Annotated in this window: 12 protein-coding genes; 8 read left to right on the plus strand and 4 right to left on the minus strand. The window is 75.5% G+C overall.

What is annotated here, in order from left to right; all coding sequences use genetic code 11:
• Positions 1 to 207: 207 nt before the first annotated feature.
• Both ACFWIC_RS33150 and ACFWIC_RS33155 read left to right on the plus strand, forming a co-directional pair.
• On the plus strand, positions 208 to 4,011 hold the full coding sequence (locus tag ACFWIC_RS33150) for a serine protease (RefSeq protein ID WP_380520718.1): 3,804 nt from the start codon (positions 208 to 210) through the stop codon (positions 4,009 to 4,011).
• Between the two features lie 66 nt (positions 4,012 to 4,077).
• Positions 4,078 to 5,022, plus strand: coding sequence for a bifunctional riboflavin kinase/FAD synthetase (locus tag ACFWIC_RS33155; protein ID WP_329877530.1), 945 nt, complete (start codon positions 4,078 to 4,080; stop codon positions 5,020 to 5,022).
• A gap of 85 nt (positions 5,023 to 5,107) precedes the next feature.
• Here the strand turns inward: ACFWIC_RS33155 and ACFWIC_RS33160 are convergent, their stop codons facing one another.
• From ACFWIC_RS33160 to eccE, 3 genes are all read right to left on the minus strand, one after another.
• Positions 5,108 to 7,339, minus strand: coding sequence for a MinD/ParA family protein (locus tag ACFWIC_RS33160; protein WP_380520719.1), 2,232 nt, complete (start codon positions 7,337 to 7,339; stop codon positions 5,108 to 5,110).
• 129 nt (positions 7,340 to 7,468) lie between these two features.
• On the minus strand, positions 7,469 to 8,242 hold the full coding sequence (locus ACFWIC_RS33165) for a hypothetical protein (protein WP_329877534.1): 774 nt from the start codon (positions 8,240 to 8,242) through the stop codon (positions 7,469 to 7,471).
• Positions 8,242 to 9,636, minus strand: coding sequence for a type VII secretion protein EccE (gene eccE, locus ACFWIC_RS33170; protein ID WP_380520720.1), 1,395 nt, complete (start codon positions 9,634 to 9,636; stop codon positions 8,242 to 8,244). The genes ACFWIC_RS33165 and eccE overlap by 1 nt, the downstream gene beginning before the upstream one ends.
• Before the next feature lie 170 nt (positions 9,637 to 9,806).
• Here eccE and ACFWIC_RS33175 point away from each other — a divergent pair, with 170 nt between their 5' ends.
• From ACFWIC_RS33175 to ACFWIC_RS33200, 6 genes are all read left to right on the plus strand, one after another.
• On the plus strand, positions 9,807 to 11,468 hold the full coding sequence (locus ACFWIC_RS33175; protein WP_380520721.1) for a type VII secretion protein EccB: 1,662 nt from the start codon (positions 9,807 to 9,809) through the stop codon (positions 11,466 to 11,468).
• A 186-nt stretch (positions 11,469 to 11,654) separates the two neighbouring features.
• Entirely contained in the window at positions 11,655 to 11,954 is a 300-nt protein-coding gene (locus ACFWIC_RS33180; RefSeq protein WP_329952543.1) for a WXG100 family type VII secretion target, read from the plus strand.
• Between the two features lie 76 nt (positions 11,955 to 12,030).
• A complete protein-coding gene (locus ACFWIC_RS33185) occupies positions 12,031 to 12,324 on the plus strand; it encodes a WXG100 family type VII secretion target (RefSeq protein WP_329952542.1) in 294 nt (97 codons plus the stop codon).
• Positions 12,325 to 12,410: 86 nt separating this feature from the next.
• Entirely contained in the window at positions 12,411 to 13,670 is a 1,260-nt protein-coding gene (gene mycP / locus ACFWIC_RS33190) for a type VII secretion-associated serine protease mycosin (protein WP_380520722.1), read from the plus strand.
• Between the two features lie 96 nt (positions 13,671 to 13,766).
• Positions 13,767 to 14,309, plus strand: coding sequence for a SigE family RNA polymerase sigma factor (locus ACFWIC_RS33195; RefSeq protein WP_329952540.1), 543 nt, complete (start codon positions 13,767 to 13,769; stop codon positions 14,307 to 14,309).
• Positions 14,310 to 14,492: 183 nt separating this feature from the next.
• Positions 14,493 to 15,764 (plus strand): hypothetical protein, encoded by a 1,272-nt coding sequence (locus tag ACFWIC_RS33200; RefSeq protein WP_380520723.1) that lies wholly within the window; start codon positions 14,493 to 14,495, stop codon positions 15,762 to 15,764.
• A gap of 90 nt (positions 15,765 to 15,854) precedes the next feature.
• On the opposite strand, the gene ACFWIC_RS33205 is transcribed toward ACFWIC_RS33200, so the two are convergent.
• On the minus strand, positions 15,855 to 17,267 hold the full coding sequence (locus tag ACFWIC_RS33205; RefSeq protein ID WP_329877550.1) for an APC family permease: 1,413 nt from the start codon (positions 17,265 to 17,267) through the stop codon (positions 15,855 to 15,857).
• Between the last annotated feature and the right edge of the window lie 462 nt (positions 17,268 to 17,729).

Raw genomic sequence — 17,729 nt, forward strand, 5'->3', positions numbered from 1 at the left:
GCGGGCGGAGGGGGCGGGCGGGGGCGCGCAGGGGTTCGTACCGCCCGGAGTTCACCCGCACGAGGGAGCGCGCGAGGTGAACGGCAGTCGTGAACGGCGTGGGTGTGGTCGGCCCGCACCCTGGCCGGGCAGGCTCCCGGGCGGCGGACAGGTCGCCGCGACGAGTCCACTCCGGGGCCGGCCGGCCCTGCCGGGAGGGGCTGCTCGATGCCGGGACTGCTGGGCTTCCTGGGCTTGCCGGCGGACGACGGGGCGGCGGGCGACACCGGCCACCGGCTGCTGCGGATCCGCGACCGGGACGGGCGCCCGCGCGGACTCGGCTTCGTGGTCGACCTGCGGGGCACCGTCCTCACCGCCCACGAGACCGTCGAGGGACTCGACCGGATCGTTCTGCACACCCCCGGCGGCCAGACCCGGGTCCTCGGCCCGGACCACGTCCGGCCGCTGCCCGGGTACGGCCTCGCCCTGCTGCGCACCGACGCGGTCGGCGGTGTCCCCGTGCCGCCGCTGCCGGTCTCGGCGCCCCCCGCGGCGCAGGCCGGGGACGTCCTGCTGGTGCCCGTACCGGTCTGGGCGGACGGCCGCCCCGACGGGCGGACGGTGCTGCTGCGCTGCGGCGTCGCCGAGACCACCGGGGCCCTCTACGCGCGGGCGGGCGGCTGTCACCTGATCGCCGGCGCGCTGCTGCTCGACGTGCCGCCGCCCGGCGACGCGGCGGTGGTGCCGGCCGGCGCGCCCGTCCTGGACGCCCGTACCGGCGCGGTGGTCGCGGTGGTCGCCCCCGCGCTGCGGGCCCCCGGCCGGCCCGGGGCACCCGTCGCCGTACCGGTGGCGGGGCCGGGATCCGGCCCGGGTGCGGCGGGTGCGGGAGCGGACACCGGGTACGGCGGGTCGGAGTTGGCCGAGGTACTGGCCCGCAACGCGGCCGGGGTGCCCGCCTACGGCGGCGCGCTCAACCTGGCCGGGGTGCTGCGGCTGGCCGCGGCCCAGCTGGCCGCCGCCGGCGCCGGGCCGGGCCGGGTGGCCGGGCTGGCGGCCGACCGGGTGGACCGGCCGGACGGGCTGGGGGAGTGGCCCGGTGACGGCGAGGACGGCGGCGCCGCCGGTGACGGTCCGGACGGGTGGGCCGGTCCACCCGGGGGCCCGGCGGGGGTGGGAATCGTCGCGCTGGTCGGGGCGCCCGGGTCGGGGCGGAGCACCGAGCTGGCGGCCCTCGCCGTGCGGCGCGGCGGCGGGGAACGGCCCCGGCCCACGCTGTGGCTGCGCGGCGCCGATCTGGGCGCCGGGGACGCCTCGCTCGCGGAGGCCGTGGAGCGGGCGTTCGCCGGGGCGGCCGAACCGGGCACACCGCCGCCGGGACCGGGCACGGCGGCCGGGCTCTGCGCGGCGGCCGGGCGGCCGTTGCTGGTGGTGCTGGACGGGCCGGAGGAGGCGCCGGTGCCGCTCGACGCCGACTGGCTGCGGGTGACCGCGCGGTGGCTGGCGGCCTGCGGCGCGCGGTTGCTCACGGCCTGCGGGGACGAGGCCTGGGAGCGGCTGGCGCCGGGCGGCGGAGCGGGGGACTTCCTGGTCCCGGTGGGCGGAGCGGCGGCCCGGTACGGCGGGTCGCCGCCGTCCTCCCCCGCCGTCCGGGTCGCCGTCCGCCGGCTGGGGCCGCTCCCGGCCGAGGCGGCGGACCGGGTCCGGCGGCGGTACGGGCTGCCGCCGGGGTGGCCGGAGGAGGCGGACGCCCGTCACCCGCTCGCGGTCCGGTTGGCCGGGGAGCTGTGGGCCGAGGGCCTGCGGGGGGAGCCCGCCCGGCGGGGCGAGCTCTTCGGCGCCCGTCTCGACCTGTGCTGCCTGCGGGTGGCGCAGCGGCTCGCCGAGGACGGGCGGCCCCGCCGGTCGGGAGCCCACCGCAGGGGTGCCGTCCGCCGGGCGGGGCACGGGCGGGTGCGGCGGCTGGCGGCGGCGGTGGCCGGCCGGGTGCACGAGGCGGCCCGGCGGATGCTGGGCGCCGAGCAGGGCGGGCTGGGCCGGGCGGTGTTCGAGGAGCTGTTCCCGGTGGCCGGCGGCTGGGCGGCGGCGGTGCTGGCGGAGGGGCTGTTCGTGCCAGCCGGACCGGGCTACCGGTTCGCGCACGGCGAGTTCGCCGACTGGCTGCAGGGGCGGCACCTGGACCTGGACGAGGCACTGCGGCTGCTGCTCGGCGAGACCGAGGACACCCGCCCGGCCGGCGAGGTCCGGACGGTGTCCCGCTCCCGGGTCGGTCCCGTGGCCGCCGCGCTCCGGCGGATCGCCGACACCTGGGGCGCGCCGGCGCTGGACCCGTGGCTGCACCGGATCTGGCGGGCGCTGGACCTGCGCCCGCCCGGCAGCGAACCCGGCTGGTGGGCCGGGAGGTTGCTGATCGCCGGTCTGGCCGCCAGCCCCGATCTCGCCGAGCACCGCGCCCTGCTCGACCAGCTGGCCGACCGGATCGTCGAACGCGCCGCGGCCGAGGGCGGGTTCGAGCGTCTTCCGGAGGCCGGGCTCGGCCGGTTCGGCCCGGACTTCTGGACCGGCCTGCGCCTGCCCGTCGAGCGTGAACTCGCGCTGTACCGAAGGCTGGTGGCCGCCGACGGCCCCGACCGGGGCTTCCTCGCGGCGACGGCCGACCGGCTGCGTGCCGACCCGGCGGGCACCCTCCCGCTGCTCTGCGCCTGGTTCGACGACCCGCGGGGCCTGCCCGTCGGCCCCGGCAGCACCGTCGCGGACCTCGTCCACGATCTGCTGTACTCCCACCGTGCCCTGGCCCTGGACGAGTTGACCGAGGCGCTGGCCGGCGCCGCGCATCCGAGGGCGGACGCGCTCCTCGCCGTCCTGGCCGTCGAGGAGCCCTCGGCGCTCTGCCGGGCGGTGGACCGCTGGAGCCACGACCGGCGCCCCGAGCGCCATGTCGCCGCCGCCGTGCACGCGCTGCGCACCGCCCCGCACGCGAGCGGCGCCGGGCCGGAGCTGCTGCGGTTCACCGCGCTGACCCTGCTGGCCCGGGAGGACGAGCCGGCCCTGCACGGCGCCGCGCTCGCCCTGCTGGTCCGGGACGGGCGGACCCGGACGGCCCACCTCCCGGCGGCGCTGGCCGCGTACCGGCGAGGGGAGGACCGCTTCCTCACCGCGGCGGCGCTGGCGCCGGCCCTGGAGAGCGACCCGGAGCCGGTCCTCGCCGCCCTCGCCGCCCGGTTGGGCGGGCCGGAGGGGGCAGCGGGTCGGACGGGTCCGGCAGGCCGGGCGGATGAGGCGGGTCGGGCGGCCCCGGTCGCCGGGACGCTCCGGGTGCTGGCGGACGCCCGGGCACCCCTGGCCGTCCGGCGGGGCGCCGAGCTGGTGGCCCGGTTGCTTCGCGAGCGTCCGGCCCTGGCCGGGCCGGTGGCGGTCGACTACCTCGGCCGCAGGCTGGCGGGCGGGGCCGTCGAGGGCGCGGCCGCCCGGCTGGAGCTCCGGGTGCTCCTGAGCAGTGGTCTGGCGGCCCGGGCGGTGGCCGTCCGGCGGCCGTTCGCCGAGGTGCTGTCCCGCCCGGTGGCCGACCCGGTGGCGGACGCCCTGCGCTGTGAGCTGCTGGACACCCTGCTGGCCACCGAGGGCGATCCGGAGGTGCTGGCCGCCGCCGTGGCCGCGCTCGCCGAGCACTGCGCGGCCGAGCGGCCGGTCAGGGCCCGGGCCGTCCTGGTGCGGGCGGCGGCCGGGCTGCCGGACGCGGACGGGCTGCTGGTCCGCTGCGCCGGCGGGTCGGCGGCGTTCGCGCTGCTGCTGGCACGGTGGCCGGCGGACGGCAGGCCCGCCCGCCCCGCCGGTCCCCGCCTGGACCGGCTGCGCGACCTGGTGGCGGCGGGCCGGGACCCGCGGGACGCGGCTGCCGAGGCCGGGCGGGGGGCCGGCCCGGGGTCCGGGACGGGGTCGCTTCGTACACCCGGCACCGGGGCCCGGCACCCGGCGGTGCGTCCAACCCGCCTTCCGGTGCCGAACTCGGGACAGGCGCATGGCACGCTATAGGGGTTCGGGTTTTGAGCGTTTGAGCGTACAGAAGGTACGCGTCGTACGGAACAAGGAGCGGTCAGGGTGCAACGCTGGCGTGGCCTGGAGGAGATCCCCGGTGACTGGGGACGCAGCGTCGTCACCATCGGCTCGTTCGACGGAGTGCACCGTGGGCACCAGCTGATCATCGGCCGGGCGGTCGAGCGCGCCCGCGAGCTCGGGGTCCGGTCGGTCGTGGTCACCTTCGACCCGCACCCGAGCGAGGTGGTCCGTCCGGGCAGCCACCCGGCGCTGCTGGCCCCGCAGCCGCGCCGCGCGGAGCTGATCGAGGCGCTCGGCGTGGACGCCGTCCTGGTGCTGCCGTTCACCACCGAGTTCTCGAAGGAGTCCCCGGAGGAGTTCTTCCGGCAGGTGCTGGTGGACGCGCTGCACGCGTGCCTGGTCGTCGAGGGGCCGAACTTCCGGTTCGGCCACCGGGCGGCCGGCAACGTCGCGCTGCTGGCCGAACTGGGCCGGTCGGCCGACTGCGGCGTCGAGGTCGTCGACCTCCGGGTGCGCGGGGCGGCGGGCGACGGCGAGCCGTTCTCCTCGACCCTGACCCGCCGGCTGGTCGCCGCGGGCGACGTGGCCGGGGCCGGCGAGGTGCTGGGCCGTCCGCACCGGGTGGAGGGCGAGGTGGTGCGCGGCGCGCAGCGCGGCCGTGAGCTGGGCTACCCGACCGCCAACGTGGACACCGTGCCGCACAGCGCCGTCCCGGCCGACGGGGTGTACGCGGGCTGGCTGACGGCCGACGGCGAGCGGATGCCGGCGGCCATCTCGGTCGGCACCAACCCGACCTTCGACGGCACCGCCCGGACCGTCGAGGCGTACGCCATCGACCGGGTCGGGCTGGACCTCTACGGGCTGCACGTGGCCGTCGAGTTCCTCGTCTACCTGCGCGGGATGGAGAAGTTCGACTCGATCGAGGCGCTGCTGGACCGGATGGCCGACGACGTGAAGCGGTCGCGCGAGCTGACCGACGCCGGCTGACCCGCCGGATCCGCGCGCAAGGGCCCGCCGACCGGAGTCGGCGGGCCCTTGCGCGCGGTGCGCTCTCCTACTGCTCCTACTGCTCCTACTGCTGTTGCTGTTGCTGTTGCTGGGGCGGTGCGGGCGGCGGCGGGTAGCCGTACCCGGCGGGCGGCGGCTGCTGCCCGCCGTCGGGCTGGGGGTAGCCGTATCCACCGCCCGGCGGCGCGGGCTGCTGCGGCTGCTGCCACTCCGGCGCCGGCTGGGGCGGACCCTGCGGCGGGTAGCCGTAGCCGGCCGGCGGCGGGGTCTGGCCCGGCTGCGCCCAGGGAGCACCGGGGACGGGCTGGGGGCCCGGCTGCTGCCACGGTTGCACCGGCTGCTGGTGCGGGTACGGCTGCTGCTGCGGGTCCGGGTGGAGCGGGCCGGGCTGCTGGGCCGGCTGCTGCTGCGGGGCGTAGGGCTGCGGTGCGGCGGCGTACTGCTGTGCGCCCGGGTGCTGCCAGCTCGCCTGCTGGGCCGCGGCCTGCTGGGCGCGGACGATGTCCTCGGCGACCAGCGCGGCGAGGTCGAAGTACGCCTCGCGGACCTTGGGCCGCATCATGTCGAGGTTGACCTCGGCGCCGGCCGCCAGGCTCTCGTCGAACGGCACCACGACCACGCCCCGGCAGCGGGTCCGGAAGTGCGCGACGATGTCCTCGACCTTGATCATCTTGCTGGTCTCGCGGACCCCGGAGACCACGGTGATCGAACGCTGCACCAGATCGGCGTAGCCGTGCGCGGAGAGCCAGTCCAGCGTGGTCGAGGCGGACGAGGCGCCGTCCACGCTGGGGGTGGAGACGATGATCAGCTGGTCGGCGAGGTCCAGCACCCCGCGCATCGCGCTGTACAGCAGGCCGGTGCCGGAGTCGGTCAGGATGATCGGGTACTGGCGGCCCAGCACGTCGATGACCTGCCGGTAGTCCGAGTCGTTGAAGGTCGTCGAGACGGCCGGGTCGACGTCGTTCGCCAGGATCTCCAGGCCCGAGTGCAGGTCCTGCGAGGTGAACTGACGGATGTCCATGTAGCTGCGCAGGTGCGGGATGGCCGTCACCAGGTCGCGGATGGTCGCGCCGGTCTGCCGCTTGACCCGGCGGCCGAGCGTGCCGGCGTCCGGGTTGGCGTCGATCGCGATCACCTTGTCCTGGCGCTCGCTGGCCAGCGTCGCGCCGAGGGCGGTCGTGGTCGTGGTCTTGCCGACGCCGCCCTTGAGGCTGATCACGGCGATCCGGTAGCAGCTGAGCACCGGGGTGCGGATGATCTCCAGCTTGCGGGACTTCTCGGCGGCGGCGGCCTTGCCGCCGAACTGGAACCGCGGCTGCTGGCGCTGCTGCTTCGGCTGGCTGCGCAGCAGGCGGTCCGAGGAGAGCTCGACGGCGGCCGTGTAGCCGAGCGGGGCGCCGTGCGCGGTCTGCTGCGGGGCCCCGGACTGCTGCATCGCGGCGGGCGCCTGCGGGGCGTCGGGCTGCTGCTGCCAGGGCTGGGCGGGCAGGCCCGGGCCCGGCTGCGGGGGCTGCTGCTGGTAGGTGTTCGGCTGGGGCCAGCCGGCCGCGCGCGGGTCGGCGGCGGCCTGCGGGCCGGGCTGCGGGCCGGGCTGCGGAGCCGGGGCCTGCTGGGCGGCCTGCTGCGCGGCGGCCCAGGCGGCGGCCTGCGGGTCCTGCGGCTGCTGCACCTGCTGGGCCTGCTGGGAGTACGGCTGAGGCTGGGGCTGGGCCTGCGGGTACCCCTGGGCCTGCTGCTGCGGGTCCGGGTACGGCAGGGCCGGCTGCGCCGGCAGCGGCGCCGGGGCGGGCGCAGGCGGGTGGGGTCCACCGGGGTAGGGCTGCGGCTGCACCGACGGGTCGGCCGCGGGCCAGGGCTGGGCGACGGCCGGCGGCTGCTCCGCGTACGGGGCGGGAACCGGGGCGGGCGCGGGCACGGCCGGGTGGGTCGGCGGAGCGGCGAACGGGGGGTGCGGCGCCGCTATCCCGGCGGTGGGTGCGGCAGGGACGGCCGGCGCGGGCGCCGGCTGCGGCTGGAACTGGGGCTGGACCGGCGGCTGGGGTTGCGGAGCGGGCTCGACGGCCGGAACCGGAGCCGGAGCCGGCGCGGGCGGCGCCACCGGAGCCGCTGCCGTCGGGGCGGCGGCAGGGGCGGGGGCAGGGGCAGGCGTCGGAGCCGGACCGGGAGCCGCCGGAGCACCCGGGGCGTCTGTCTGCACGTACCAGGACGGGGGAGTGTAGTCGGGCGCGTCGGACCAGTCGTCGTCGTCCTCCGCCGCGTTGTCGCCGACGTAGACGCCGTCCCGATCGCTACTCACCTGAGGCTCCCTCGTGTTCGCCGCCGCACGTTCGCGGTGCCGTTGCCGCATCACAGCCTAGGCCGTGAGCCACCCCCCACTGAAGGCGGTATCTCATCTCCGACCGGGCCGCGACCGGGATCGGCCGGGTCAGTCGATCCGCCGCGGGCCGCCCAGGACCTGCCGTTCCGCCTGCCCGGCGACGACCCGTACGTACTGCCGGCTCATCCGGGTCGTCCAGAGCGTCAGGTCCTCGGCGAGGGTGGGCAGCGCCCCGACCTCGGGCGGGCCGAGCGACAGCACCCGGCCGATCAGCTCCGCCTCCTGCGGCGAGACCCGTTGCACCCCGACCAGGTCGGCCGCGTTGAGCACCCGGGCCGCGTTCGGCCCCAGGTACGGCAGCACGGTCAGGGTGGTCTGCCAGGGTGTGGCGGAGAGCCGGCTGCCGGGCGGGCGGGCGCCGAGGTCGCGCACCACCAGGACCGGCGAGGTGACCGAGGCGCCCTGCGGGCCGAGCCTGCCGACCTGGTGGACGGTGACGCACGGCTGACCGCCGCCGGCGGCCTGAGCGAGCGGGCCCCACAGGTGGGCGCGGGCGGTCTCCACGGCGACCCGGGCGCCGGTGGCGGCCGCCCGCAGCGCGATGACCTGCGCCGTCCAGACGCCGCCGACCAGGACCAGGTCGTAGGCGCCGGGCCGGAACAGTCCGAGCACGGCGGGCTGCGCCCGGTGCACGTCCTGGCCGATCAGTACGCCGTCGTCGCCGACCGGGAAGGCCAGCGCGGCCAGATCCCCGACGGCCAGCACGTGCTTCTCCCGCCGCGGGCCGCGAAGCCCGAAGCCGGGCAGCAGCCGGGACGGGATCCTCGGCCGCCGCCCGGCTCCGGTCGGCGCACCGGTCGGCCGGTAGCCCTGGTACGCCATCAGGCGGTACCTCCCAGCGGGAGGGTGGCGAGCACGCCGGGGGCCTGCTCCAGGTCGAGCCGGGTCAGCCCCAGGCCGGCGCTCTGCGCGCGGGCCTCGACCCGGCGTCCGATCCGGACGGCCTCGCTCTCGCTGCGCCCGGTCACCCGGACGTGGCCGCTGAGCGTCACCGAGCCGCCGGTGCCGTGCCCGGCGGTGAGGCTGAAGGTGCTCGCCAGCGCGGGTGCGCCGGTGACCAGGTTCACCAGGTCGGGGACGGCGATCCGGCCGGGGGCGCCGCCGGGGCGGCCGAGTTGCGGCCAGCGGGAGATCCAGTAGGTGCTGTGCCAGCGGTCGTCGACCCGCCAGAACCGGTTGCCCTCCTGGGTGCGCCGCCCGCTGCCGCCGCCGCCCGTGCCCCGGCGTCCGGCCGTGGCCAGGGGGTTGACGCAGGCGGAGGTGGCGAGTGCGGCGATCAGCTCGCGTTCGTCGAGCACGGTCGCGTCGAAGCCCGCGCTGTTCAGACGCCCGGCGAGCTGGTCGGTGACCCGCTGGAGTGCCTTGCGGGCGCCCTCCTCGCCGCCGCCCCGGGCGCGCACCGCGGTGGCCGCCCGTTCGGGGTCGAGCTTGAGCGCCACCCAGGTGAGCCGCAGGCCGGGGGTGGCTGCGCCGTCCGGCAGCTCCCGGTAGGCGCGGGCGGCCAGCGACTGTTCGGGCAGGTGCGGCGCGGGCGCCGGCCGGGTGTGCTGGACCAGCTGGACCGACTCCAGGGTGATGTCGTCCACCCGCAGCACGGAGCAGACGACGTCCAGGGGGAGCGGCCGGGCGGTGCGGGCGGGGCGCAGCGGGCGGTCCTTGGTCTGGACGAGCAGGACGGTGCTCAGGAAGGTGCCGTCGCCGACCATGCCGGTCTCCCGGCGGACCGGACGGCCGCCGAAGGCCGCCTCGGTGGTGTGGGTGCAGGTGCGCAGCGCGGGCTCCAGCTCCAGCGCGGGGGCGAGCGCCGGGTCGGTGCCGGCCGGCGGTGCGTCGGCCCGGGCGCGCTTCCGGCGGGCCCGCAGGGCGGCCCGGACCCGCAGCGCCTCGGGGGCGGTGCGGCCGCGGACCGGCACGACCGCGAGCACCAGCAGGACCAGGGCGATCGCGCCGAACGCGGCGGCGACCGGTCGGCTGATCGTCCAGCCGACTGCGGCCAGTGCCGACGCGACCTCGACGAGCACCAGTTGGTGGAGCGCCAGGCGACCGCCCAGGAGCCCGGGGCGGGGGTGGATGCGGACCGGGACGGGGCTGTCGGCCGGGTCGGGGCGGGTCGGGGCGGCGGAGGTGCCGGTGCTGGGTTGCGGGCGGGGTCCGGGGCGGCGTGGTCCGCTGTTGCGTGCCGTGCTGCGACGTCCTGGAGCGGTCTGGCCTGGCATCCCCCGGTGGCCCCTTTCGCTAAGTCAGTTGTCTTGTCCCGCTGGCCCGTTCGCGATCCGTGCCCGTACCGTACTCACCGTCTGCTGCCGCATCGTAGAGGTTCGAGCACGTTCTCGCCCGGCGGATGCGGACCACGGGGCAGGTCGGTCTGACAGGGGGGACGACGAGCATGGCATCGCGTCGGGACGAGCTGAACGCCTACACCTTCGCCCGCAGGCGCACGGTCGGAGCCTTCCTCCTGCCCGGTGGCGGGGGGAGCGACGAGGACGCGCCGCGTCCGGTGAGGGCGGTCCTGCCGAGCGTGGTCGTCGGGGCGCTGGTGGTCGGTGGCTTCGGGCTATGGGGGGTGTTCCGGCCGAGCGCGCCGCTCGGCTGGGACGAGGGCAGGTTCATCGTCCAGGGCAAGCAGAGCACCACCCGGTACGTCGTGCTGACCGATCCGGACGGCCGGACCAAGCGGTTGCACCAGGTGCTGAACATGTCGTCGGCGCGGCTGGTGCTGCCGGTGGGCGCCAAGGTGGTGGTGGTCGCCGACGGGGTGCTCGACAAGTACCCCAACCACGGCCCGACGATCGGCATCCCCTACGCCCCGGACAAGTTGCCGTCGAGGGAGAACGCGAGCCGGCCGATGAAGTGGTCGGTCTGCGACCGTCCGGGCGCGGACGACGAGGGGAACACGGTCAACCAGGCGGTCTTCGTGGCGGGCGGCGCCGACGCCCGGGCGCTGGAGGCGCCGGACCGGTTGCTCGACGTCGACCAGGCGCTGCTGGTGCAGCAGGCGGACGACCCGCAGGTGGCGGCCCGCTCCGGGCAGGCCGGTGCGGGCGGGGGGCGGCTGAGGCTGTTCCTGGTGGACTCGAAGGGCCGGAGGCACGCGATCGGCGGTCCGGAGGACTCGGACGCCACGCGGACGCAGCTGATGGGGGCGGTCTTCGGGGCGACCGCCAGCCCGCAGAAGGTGAAGAAGGACTGGCTGGACACGCTGGCGCCGGGCAGTGACATCGTCTTCCCGCGGATCGACGGGCTGGTGCCGGACACCAAGGCCCCCAACTCCTCCGTGGCGTTGCAGAATCCGGAGAACCGCAAGGTGGGCCGGCTGGTCCGGTTCGGTGACCGGCACTACGTGGTGGGGAGGAGCCGGCTGCTGCTGATCACCCCGTTCCAGGCCGAACTGATCAGGCAGAACCCGCTGTTGCAGCCGCTGTACGACCAGGACGCCAACCGGAACCCGCGGATCGAGGACATCACCCCGGCCGAGCACGCCGCGCTCAACAGCAGCACTCCGCTGACGGCCGACGGCGCCGCCGACTGGCCCACCAGGACGGGTGCCCCGGTCAACGACTGGCAGGCGCAGAAGGACGCGAGGGCCGTGGTCTGCAGCACCTTCGACGGGGTGGCGGAGGACGGCAGGTCCCCGCGGCGCAGCGTCTGGGCCGGCCCGGACTATCCGGCGCGGTACGGCAACGGGGCGGCGTCGGCGCACGTGACGCCCGGCCACGGCCTGTTCTACCGGGCGCTGGACAACGGGACGGACGGCTCCGGCACCGACTTCCTGATCACCGAGACGGGCCTGCGGTACGCGGTGCCGGCCAGCGGCGACAGCGGCAAGGGCGGTCAGGCCGCGGCGTCGGCCCAGCCGGTCCCGTCGGCCTCGTCCGGACAGTCCGGGGCCCCGGCCGCGGCGGGCCGGGCGGAGGAGGCGGGCGGCAACCAGGCCCGGCTCGGCTACCAGGGCCTGCAGCCGGCCCCCGTCCCCCGGCAGTGGTCGAACCTGGTGCCGGCCGGCCCCGCGCTCAATGCCGGGAGCGCAGCTCAGCAGCAGAACGCATGATCGGTCTATCGCCTTTCAGGGCACGGAAACTGACGTGATGTCATGGCTTGGTAACCGGCCCCCGCGCGAGGTTGGGTGAGCTGCGTGTGCCGACTACAGTGCTGCAGGACATCACACCGGTGATGCGCGGGGGGCTCGGAACCGGCGCCCCGGACACAGGGTCTGTCTCGTGGGGGACGGTGGAGCATGGGTCAGTTCAGGACGACCGCTCAGGAGATGCTGGCGTTCACCAAGCACATGGACGAGGTCATCGGCGCGATCAACACCGAGATCAACGGCCTCAACAACCTGGTCACCTCGATCACCAGCGGTTGGCAGGGGCAGGCCGCGCAGGCGTACACGAACCTCCAGGGCCAGTTCAACACGGACGCCCAGGAGCTCAACAAGTCGCTGGTGGCGATCAAGGAAGCGATCGAGCTCACGACCCAGAAGTACGCGCAGGCCGACGCGGAGCAGCAGGCGACCTTCGGCGCCGGCACGGTCTGATCCCCGTTCCGTCCGCTCACCCGGCGACGCGCCCCTCGGGTGATGGGGTGCTTCGCAGCCTCGACTAGGAGACATCGTGGCCGAACACATTCTCGTCAACTTCAGCACCATCAAGAGCGCCAGTTCCGAGGTCCGGCGGACCGCGCAGACGATCAACGCCCAGCTCGAGGAGCTGAAGGCGGGTGTCACCAAGATCGCCACCAGCTGGGAGGGCGTCGCCCAGCAGGGCTACCAGGCCCACCAGACGAAGTGGGACGAGCGCGCCGCGCACCTGCAGCAGGTGCTGGCGCAGATCGCCAACTCCCTGGACAAGGCGGCCGAGAGCTACCAGAACACCGAGAACCGCAACGCCACCCTCTGGACGGGCTGACGGCGGGCTGCGGCCCGAGCACGACTCGACGAGGGGCGGGTTGCCCGGCGGGCACCCGCCCCTGGCGCGCAACCGGGGTGGACGACATGAGGGGTGGCAGGGTGCCGGTGGCCAGGTACCGGACGGCGGCCGTGGCGCTGGCGTCGCTGGCGGTGCTCGGCGGCCCGGCGGTGGCCCCGGCGGTCGCCGCCGGACCGGGTGCCGCCGCCGGACCGGGCATCGCCGCGGCCGGGGACTGCGGCAGGTCCGCGCCGAACGTGCAGGCCGTGCCGTGGTCCCTGCAGCGGATGGTGCTGGACGAGCTCTGGCAGGGCGGCGCGACCACCGGCGCGGGGGTGCTGGTCGCGGTCATCGACACCGGGGTGGACGACCAGAACCCGCAGCTCGCGCACCGGGTGATCGACGGCGGATCGCTGCTGAAGGACAAGGAGGGCCGCCGGATCGAGGGCGGCGGCAAGAACGACCTGGTCGGGCACGGCACCAAGGTCGCCGGCATCATCGCCGCCGGGCGCAGCGAGCAGACCGGCTTCGTCGGCATCGCCCCGGGCGCCACCATCCTGTCGATCCGGCAGAACGACGCGGAGGGCAACGGGGACGTCCACTCGCTGGTCGAGGCGATCGACTCGGCCGTCCGGCAGGGCGCGAGGGTCGTCAACATCTCCCAGGACGTGCGCGGCGCGGGCGACAGCGGGTTCGTCGGCTACGCCGAACTGAAGGCCGCGATCGAGAACGCCGAGAGCCGGGGCGCGGTGGTGGTGGCCTCCAGCGGCAACGACGGCAGGAAGGGCGACACCTACCCGGCGGCCTTCCCGACCGTGCTCGCCGTCGGCGCCTCGGACCGCAACAACGAGCGGACCTACTTCTCCCAGTACGGCGACTTCGTGGACGTCGCGGCGCCCGGCGTCGACATGCTCTCCACCGTCCCGCGCGGCGGCCAGTGCGTGGACAACGGCACCAGCTTCGCCGCGCCGTACGTGGCCGGGCTGGCCGCGCTGCTGGTCGGCGCGCACGGGGACTGGCGGCCGAGCCAGGTGCGGGCCTGGATCGAGCAGACCGCGCAGCGTACCGACCACAAGCCCAACGAGTACGTCGGGTGGGGCGTCGTCGACCCGGTGAAGGCCGTGGCCACCGCGCCCGTCGCGCCGCCGGACCGGGCCACCGAGGATCCGCCGGTCCGGCTGGCCGCCGCCCCGATCGTGCCGCGGCCGCCCGGTCTCGGCGAGACCCGGGCCGACCGGGACGGCCGGACCGCCACCTACGTGCTGGGTGTCGGCGCCCTGCTGGTGGCCCTGGTGATCGGCGGCGCCGTGGTGCTCCGCGACCACCGCCGCCGGCCCTCGGACTGAGTTCCGGAATCTTTTCCGGTCGGGCTGTAACATCCGGCCCCGCTCATCGCATCCCTCCCGTGTCGGGGGAGTGAGCGGGCGGGGGAGGCACGTCGGATGGGACGGACCGGGGGCACGCGCGAGGCCAAGGACGGGGAGTTCCTGGAGCTCGTGGCGGGCCACACGGGGCGGCTGTACCGCTCGGCGTGCCTGCTCACCAGTGGGGACACCCACTACGCGGAGGACCTCGTCCAGGAGGCCCTCGGGCGGATGTACGTGCTGTGGCGCCGCAGTGCCTGGACCGGCGGGCGGTACCGGGTCGAGAACCCCGGCGCGTACGCCCACACCGTCATGGTGCGGACCTTCCTCGCCCAGCAGCGCCGGCGTTCCAGCGGGGAGCGGCCCACCGGCGAGCTGCCCGAGCGTGCGGGCCGGGAGGCGGACCGCGCGCTGCGGCTGACCCTGCTCGACGCGCTCGGCGGGCTGCCGCCCAAGGACCGGGCGGTGCTGGTGCTGCGCTACTGGGAGGATCGCAGTGTCGAGGAGACCGCCGAGGTGCTGCGGGTCTCCTCGGGAGCGGTCCGGACCCGGACCACGCGGGCGCTGGCCCGGCTGCGGGCGCAGTTCGGGGAGACGCTGGCCGAGCTCGCCGTTCGATGACCGATCCTTGACGCTTCCTGTCGCTTCCGGACGTCTCCTGACCGCACGTCGCACACCGCACACCGCACACCGCACACCGAGCCCCCCGCCCTACCGCTGCCCGGCGCCCCTCTGGCCCCGCGCTCGCACCGACGCCCGGTGCCACCCGCCACCACCCGCCGCCTATTGAAACGGTGATCACGCATGTCCGAACAGGACAGGTTCGAGGATGATCTTCTCTTCGCCATGACCCGCACGGGTGAGGGCTTCGGAGGCGAGGGCCGGCAGGCGCTGGCGGTCGGTGGCCTGGCCCGGGGCCGCCGGCTCCGCCGCCGGCGCTCGGCCACCGCGTCGCTGGGCGGCGCGGTCGCGCTGGCCCTGGTCGGCACCGGCGCGATGTACCTCACCGGCGGCACCGGGGGCACCGGAGGCTCCCCGGCCACCGCGCCGCAGACCGCACCCGCGGCGGGCGGCGGAACCGCGAGCGTGAGCGCCACCGGCACCGGCACCGGCACCGGTACCGACCAGAGCGACCAGGGAGGCCAGGGAGGCCAGGACGGGGCCCCGGCCCGCGCCTACTCCGTCCCCGAGGCGATCGCCGTCCTCCGGACCCTGCTGCCCGCGGGCAAGGTCACCGGCACCGGTGATGCCGCCGGGCCGCTGCTCTTCGACGACGGCAAGGGCGGGTCCGTGCTGAGCCTCTCGCTGGACCGGTACGGGGAGGGCGACGCACGCCGTACGGAGAACGGCTGCCCGGACCGGAAGGCGATGCGGTTCGACGCCTGCACCTCGACCGCCCTGCCGGGCGGCGGCTCGCTGACCGTGTTCCAGGGCTACGAGTACCCCGACAACCGGGCCGAGACCAAGCGGTGGTTCGCCCGGCTGGTCGGCCAGGACGGCCGGATGGTCCAGCTGACCGAGTGGAACGCCCCGGCCGCGAAGGGGGCGCCGGTCTCCCGGCCCGCCCCGCCGCTGACGCCCGAGCAGCTGACGGCGGTGGTCACCGGCAAGTCCTGGGACCGGATCGTCGCGGGCATCCCCCTCCCGGCGCCGGTGAAGCCGCGCGACACCGAGGAGTACGGCAAGGACGAGATCCTGGCGATCACCGCCGGGCTGCTGCCGGCCGGTCTGAAGCAGGCCGAGACCGGCGGCCAGCCGGGCTTCGCCGACTTCGTGGTGGACGACGGCAAGGGCAAGTCCCTGGTGCAGGTCAACGTGCAGGACGGGAGCCATGACAATGCGGTCGAGCAGTTGTTCGGCAACGCCGAGAGGCTCCCGGACGGCACCCGGGTGACCGTCCTCAAGCAGGGCGGCATGTGGACGGTCGACACCCTCCACGCGGACGGCCTGCGGGTGGTGATCAGCGCCTTCAACAGCGCCGGCCTGCGCACCCCGGCCACCCGGGCCACCCCGGCGCTGACCGTCGAGCAGCTGAAGGCGGTCGCCACGGCCCCGCAGTGGAAGCTCAAGAAGTAGCGGCGGCCGGGCCACGACGCGGCAGTGCCCCGGGCCGGGGGGCCCGGGGCACTGCCGCGTGGGGGAGGGGGAGGTCGGGTTCCGGTCGGATCAGCCCTGCTGGTCCTCGGGGAGGCTGATCACCCAGCGGGTGTCCTGCCGGGGGCGCAGGTAGAACAGCCAGTAGAGGGTGGCGGCCGCGGTGATGCCGCCGGTCCACAGCAGCGGCACGGTGTCGAGCTGGGTGATGATGTAGACCAGCACGACGATCAGGACCACCGGGACGGCGGGCCAGAGCGGCATCCGCCAGGCGGCGGCGTGCTTGTGCCGGTCGCGGCGGGAGAGCAGCGCGGCGATCGCGACCAGCAGGTACATCCCGGTGACGGCGACGCCGGTGATCTCGCTGAGCAGCTCGCCCTCGACGAAGCAGAGCGCGGCGCCCGGCAGGCCGACGGCCAGGGTGGCGACCCACGGGGAGCCGAACCGGCCCAGGGTGGCGAAGGCCTTGTTGACCGGGTCGGGCCAGGCCTTGTCGCGGGCCGAGGCGAACAGCACCCGGGAGTTCTGGATGACCATGACGATGCCGGCGTTGATGATGGCCAGGGCGACGCAGAGGCTGATGAAGGTGCCGACCGCGGAGTTGCTCCAGGCGGTGACCATGCCGGAGATGTCGCCCGAGCTGAGCGTCGCCAGGTCGGGGGCGCCCACGGTGATCGCGGTGACCGGGACGAGGATGACGGCGGCGGAGATGCCCAGCGTCCACAGCACGGTGCGGGAGACGTTGCGGCGCGGGTTCTCCAGCTCCTCGGAGAGGTAGACCGCGGTGGAGAAGCCCTGGGTGATGAAGAGCGCGATGCCGAGTGCGCCGATGACGGCGCCGATGCTCACCGTGGTGGTGACGCCGTCCTCGCCGGTGACGACGCCGTGCAGCATGCTCGGCGCGTCGCTGTTGGCGTGGGCGAAGCCCAGCACCGAGACGACCCCGGCGGCGATGACCTCCAGGACCAGGAAGATGCCGGTGATCCAGGCGTTGGCGCGCAGGTCGAGCAGGCCGGCCAGGGTGGCGGCGAGCATCACCGCGGCGCCGGCGATCGGCTTGTCGACGTGGAGCACGGGCGCGAGGTAGTCGGCGGTGCCGAGGGCGATCACCGAGGGGACGATCATCACCACGATCAGCGAGAGCACGAAGACCAGCCAGCCGGCCAGCCGTCCGGCCAGCGTGCCGACCATCGCGTACTCGCCGCCCGCGCTGGGGATCAGGGTGCCGAGCTCGGAGTAGCAGAAGGCGACCGCGATACAGAGCACCGAGCCGATCGCGATGGCCAGCGCGGTGGCGCTGCCGATGCTGGAGAACAGCTCCGGGACGATCACGAAGAGCGTGGAGGCCGGGGTGACGCAGGACAGCGTGAGCAGCGTGCCGCCCACGACGCCGATCGAGCGCTTGAGCGTCTGCGGGGCGGCGGCGGTGCCCGCGGTCGCCGTGGCGGGGGCTACGGCGCGTGGCGGGCGAAGCGTGTCGGTCATGAGGCTTCCGATCGGCTCTGTGCGGTCCTGGAGAGGGAGCGGTATCGCCTCCGCTGGCTGGTTGCTCGGTTTCTGGTTCTGTCGCTCCCGGGCCGCCATGGAACCTTGCCCGTATCGATCGAGTCAATCGTCGAATTGCTTCGGAATCCGTTGCGGTCGACGGCATAAGCATGCGATCTCATGATCACAGATCGTCATCACTATGCATGCCCGACTTGTTACCTTCGCCACCCTGGGTCTGAATCCAAGGTGAACGCGGGATTGCGTGCGCCCATTCAAAGGCGGCGTCTCGACGTCAGGACAGGTCGATCGGCCGCCCCCGGGTGGCCCGCCCGCCGTTCCGGGAGGTGCGGGAACCGCAGCCCTCCGGCGTAAAGATCTAGGTAACGTTTCAGCAGATGGGACGTGGGGCGGGGCCTGACCCCCGCGGATCCGGCCCGTCGATCACCCTCCGTCACCTGT

Source organism: Kitasatospora sp. NPDC127035 (genome assembly GCF_042726075.1).
GTDB lineage: Bacteria > Actinomycetota > Actinomycetes > Streptomycetales > Streptomycetaceae > Kitasatospora.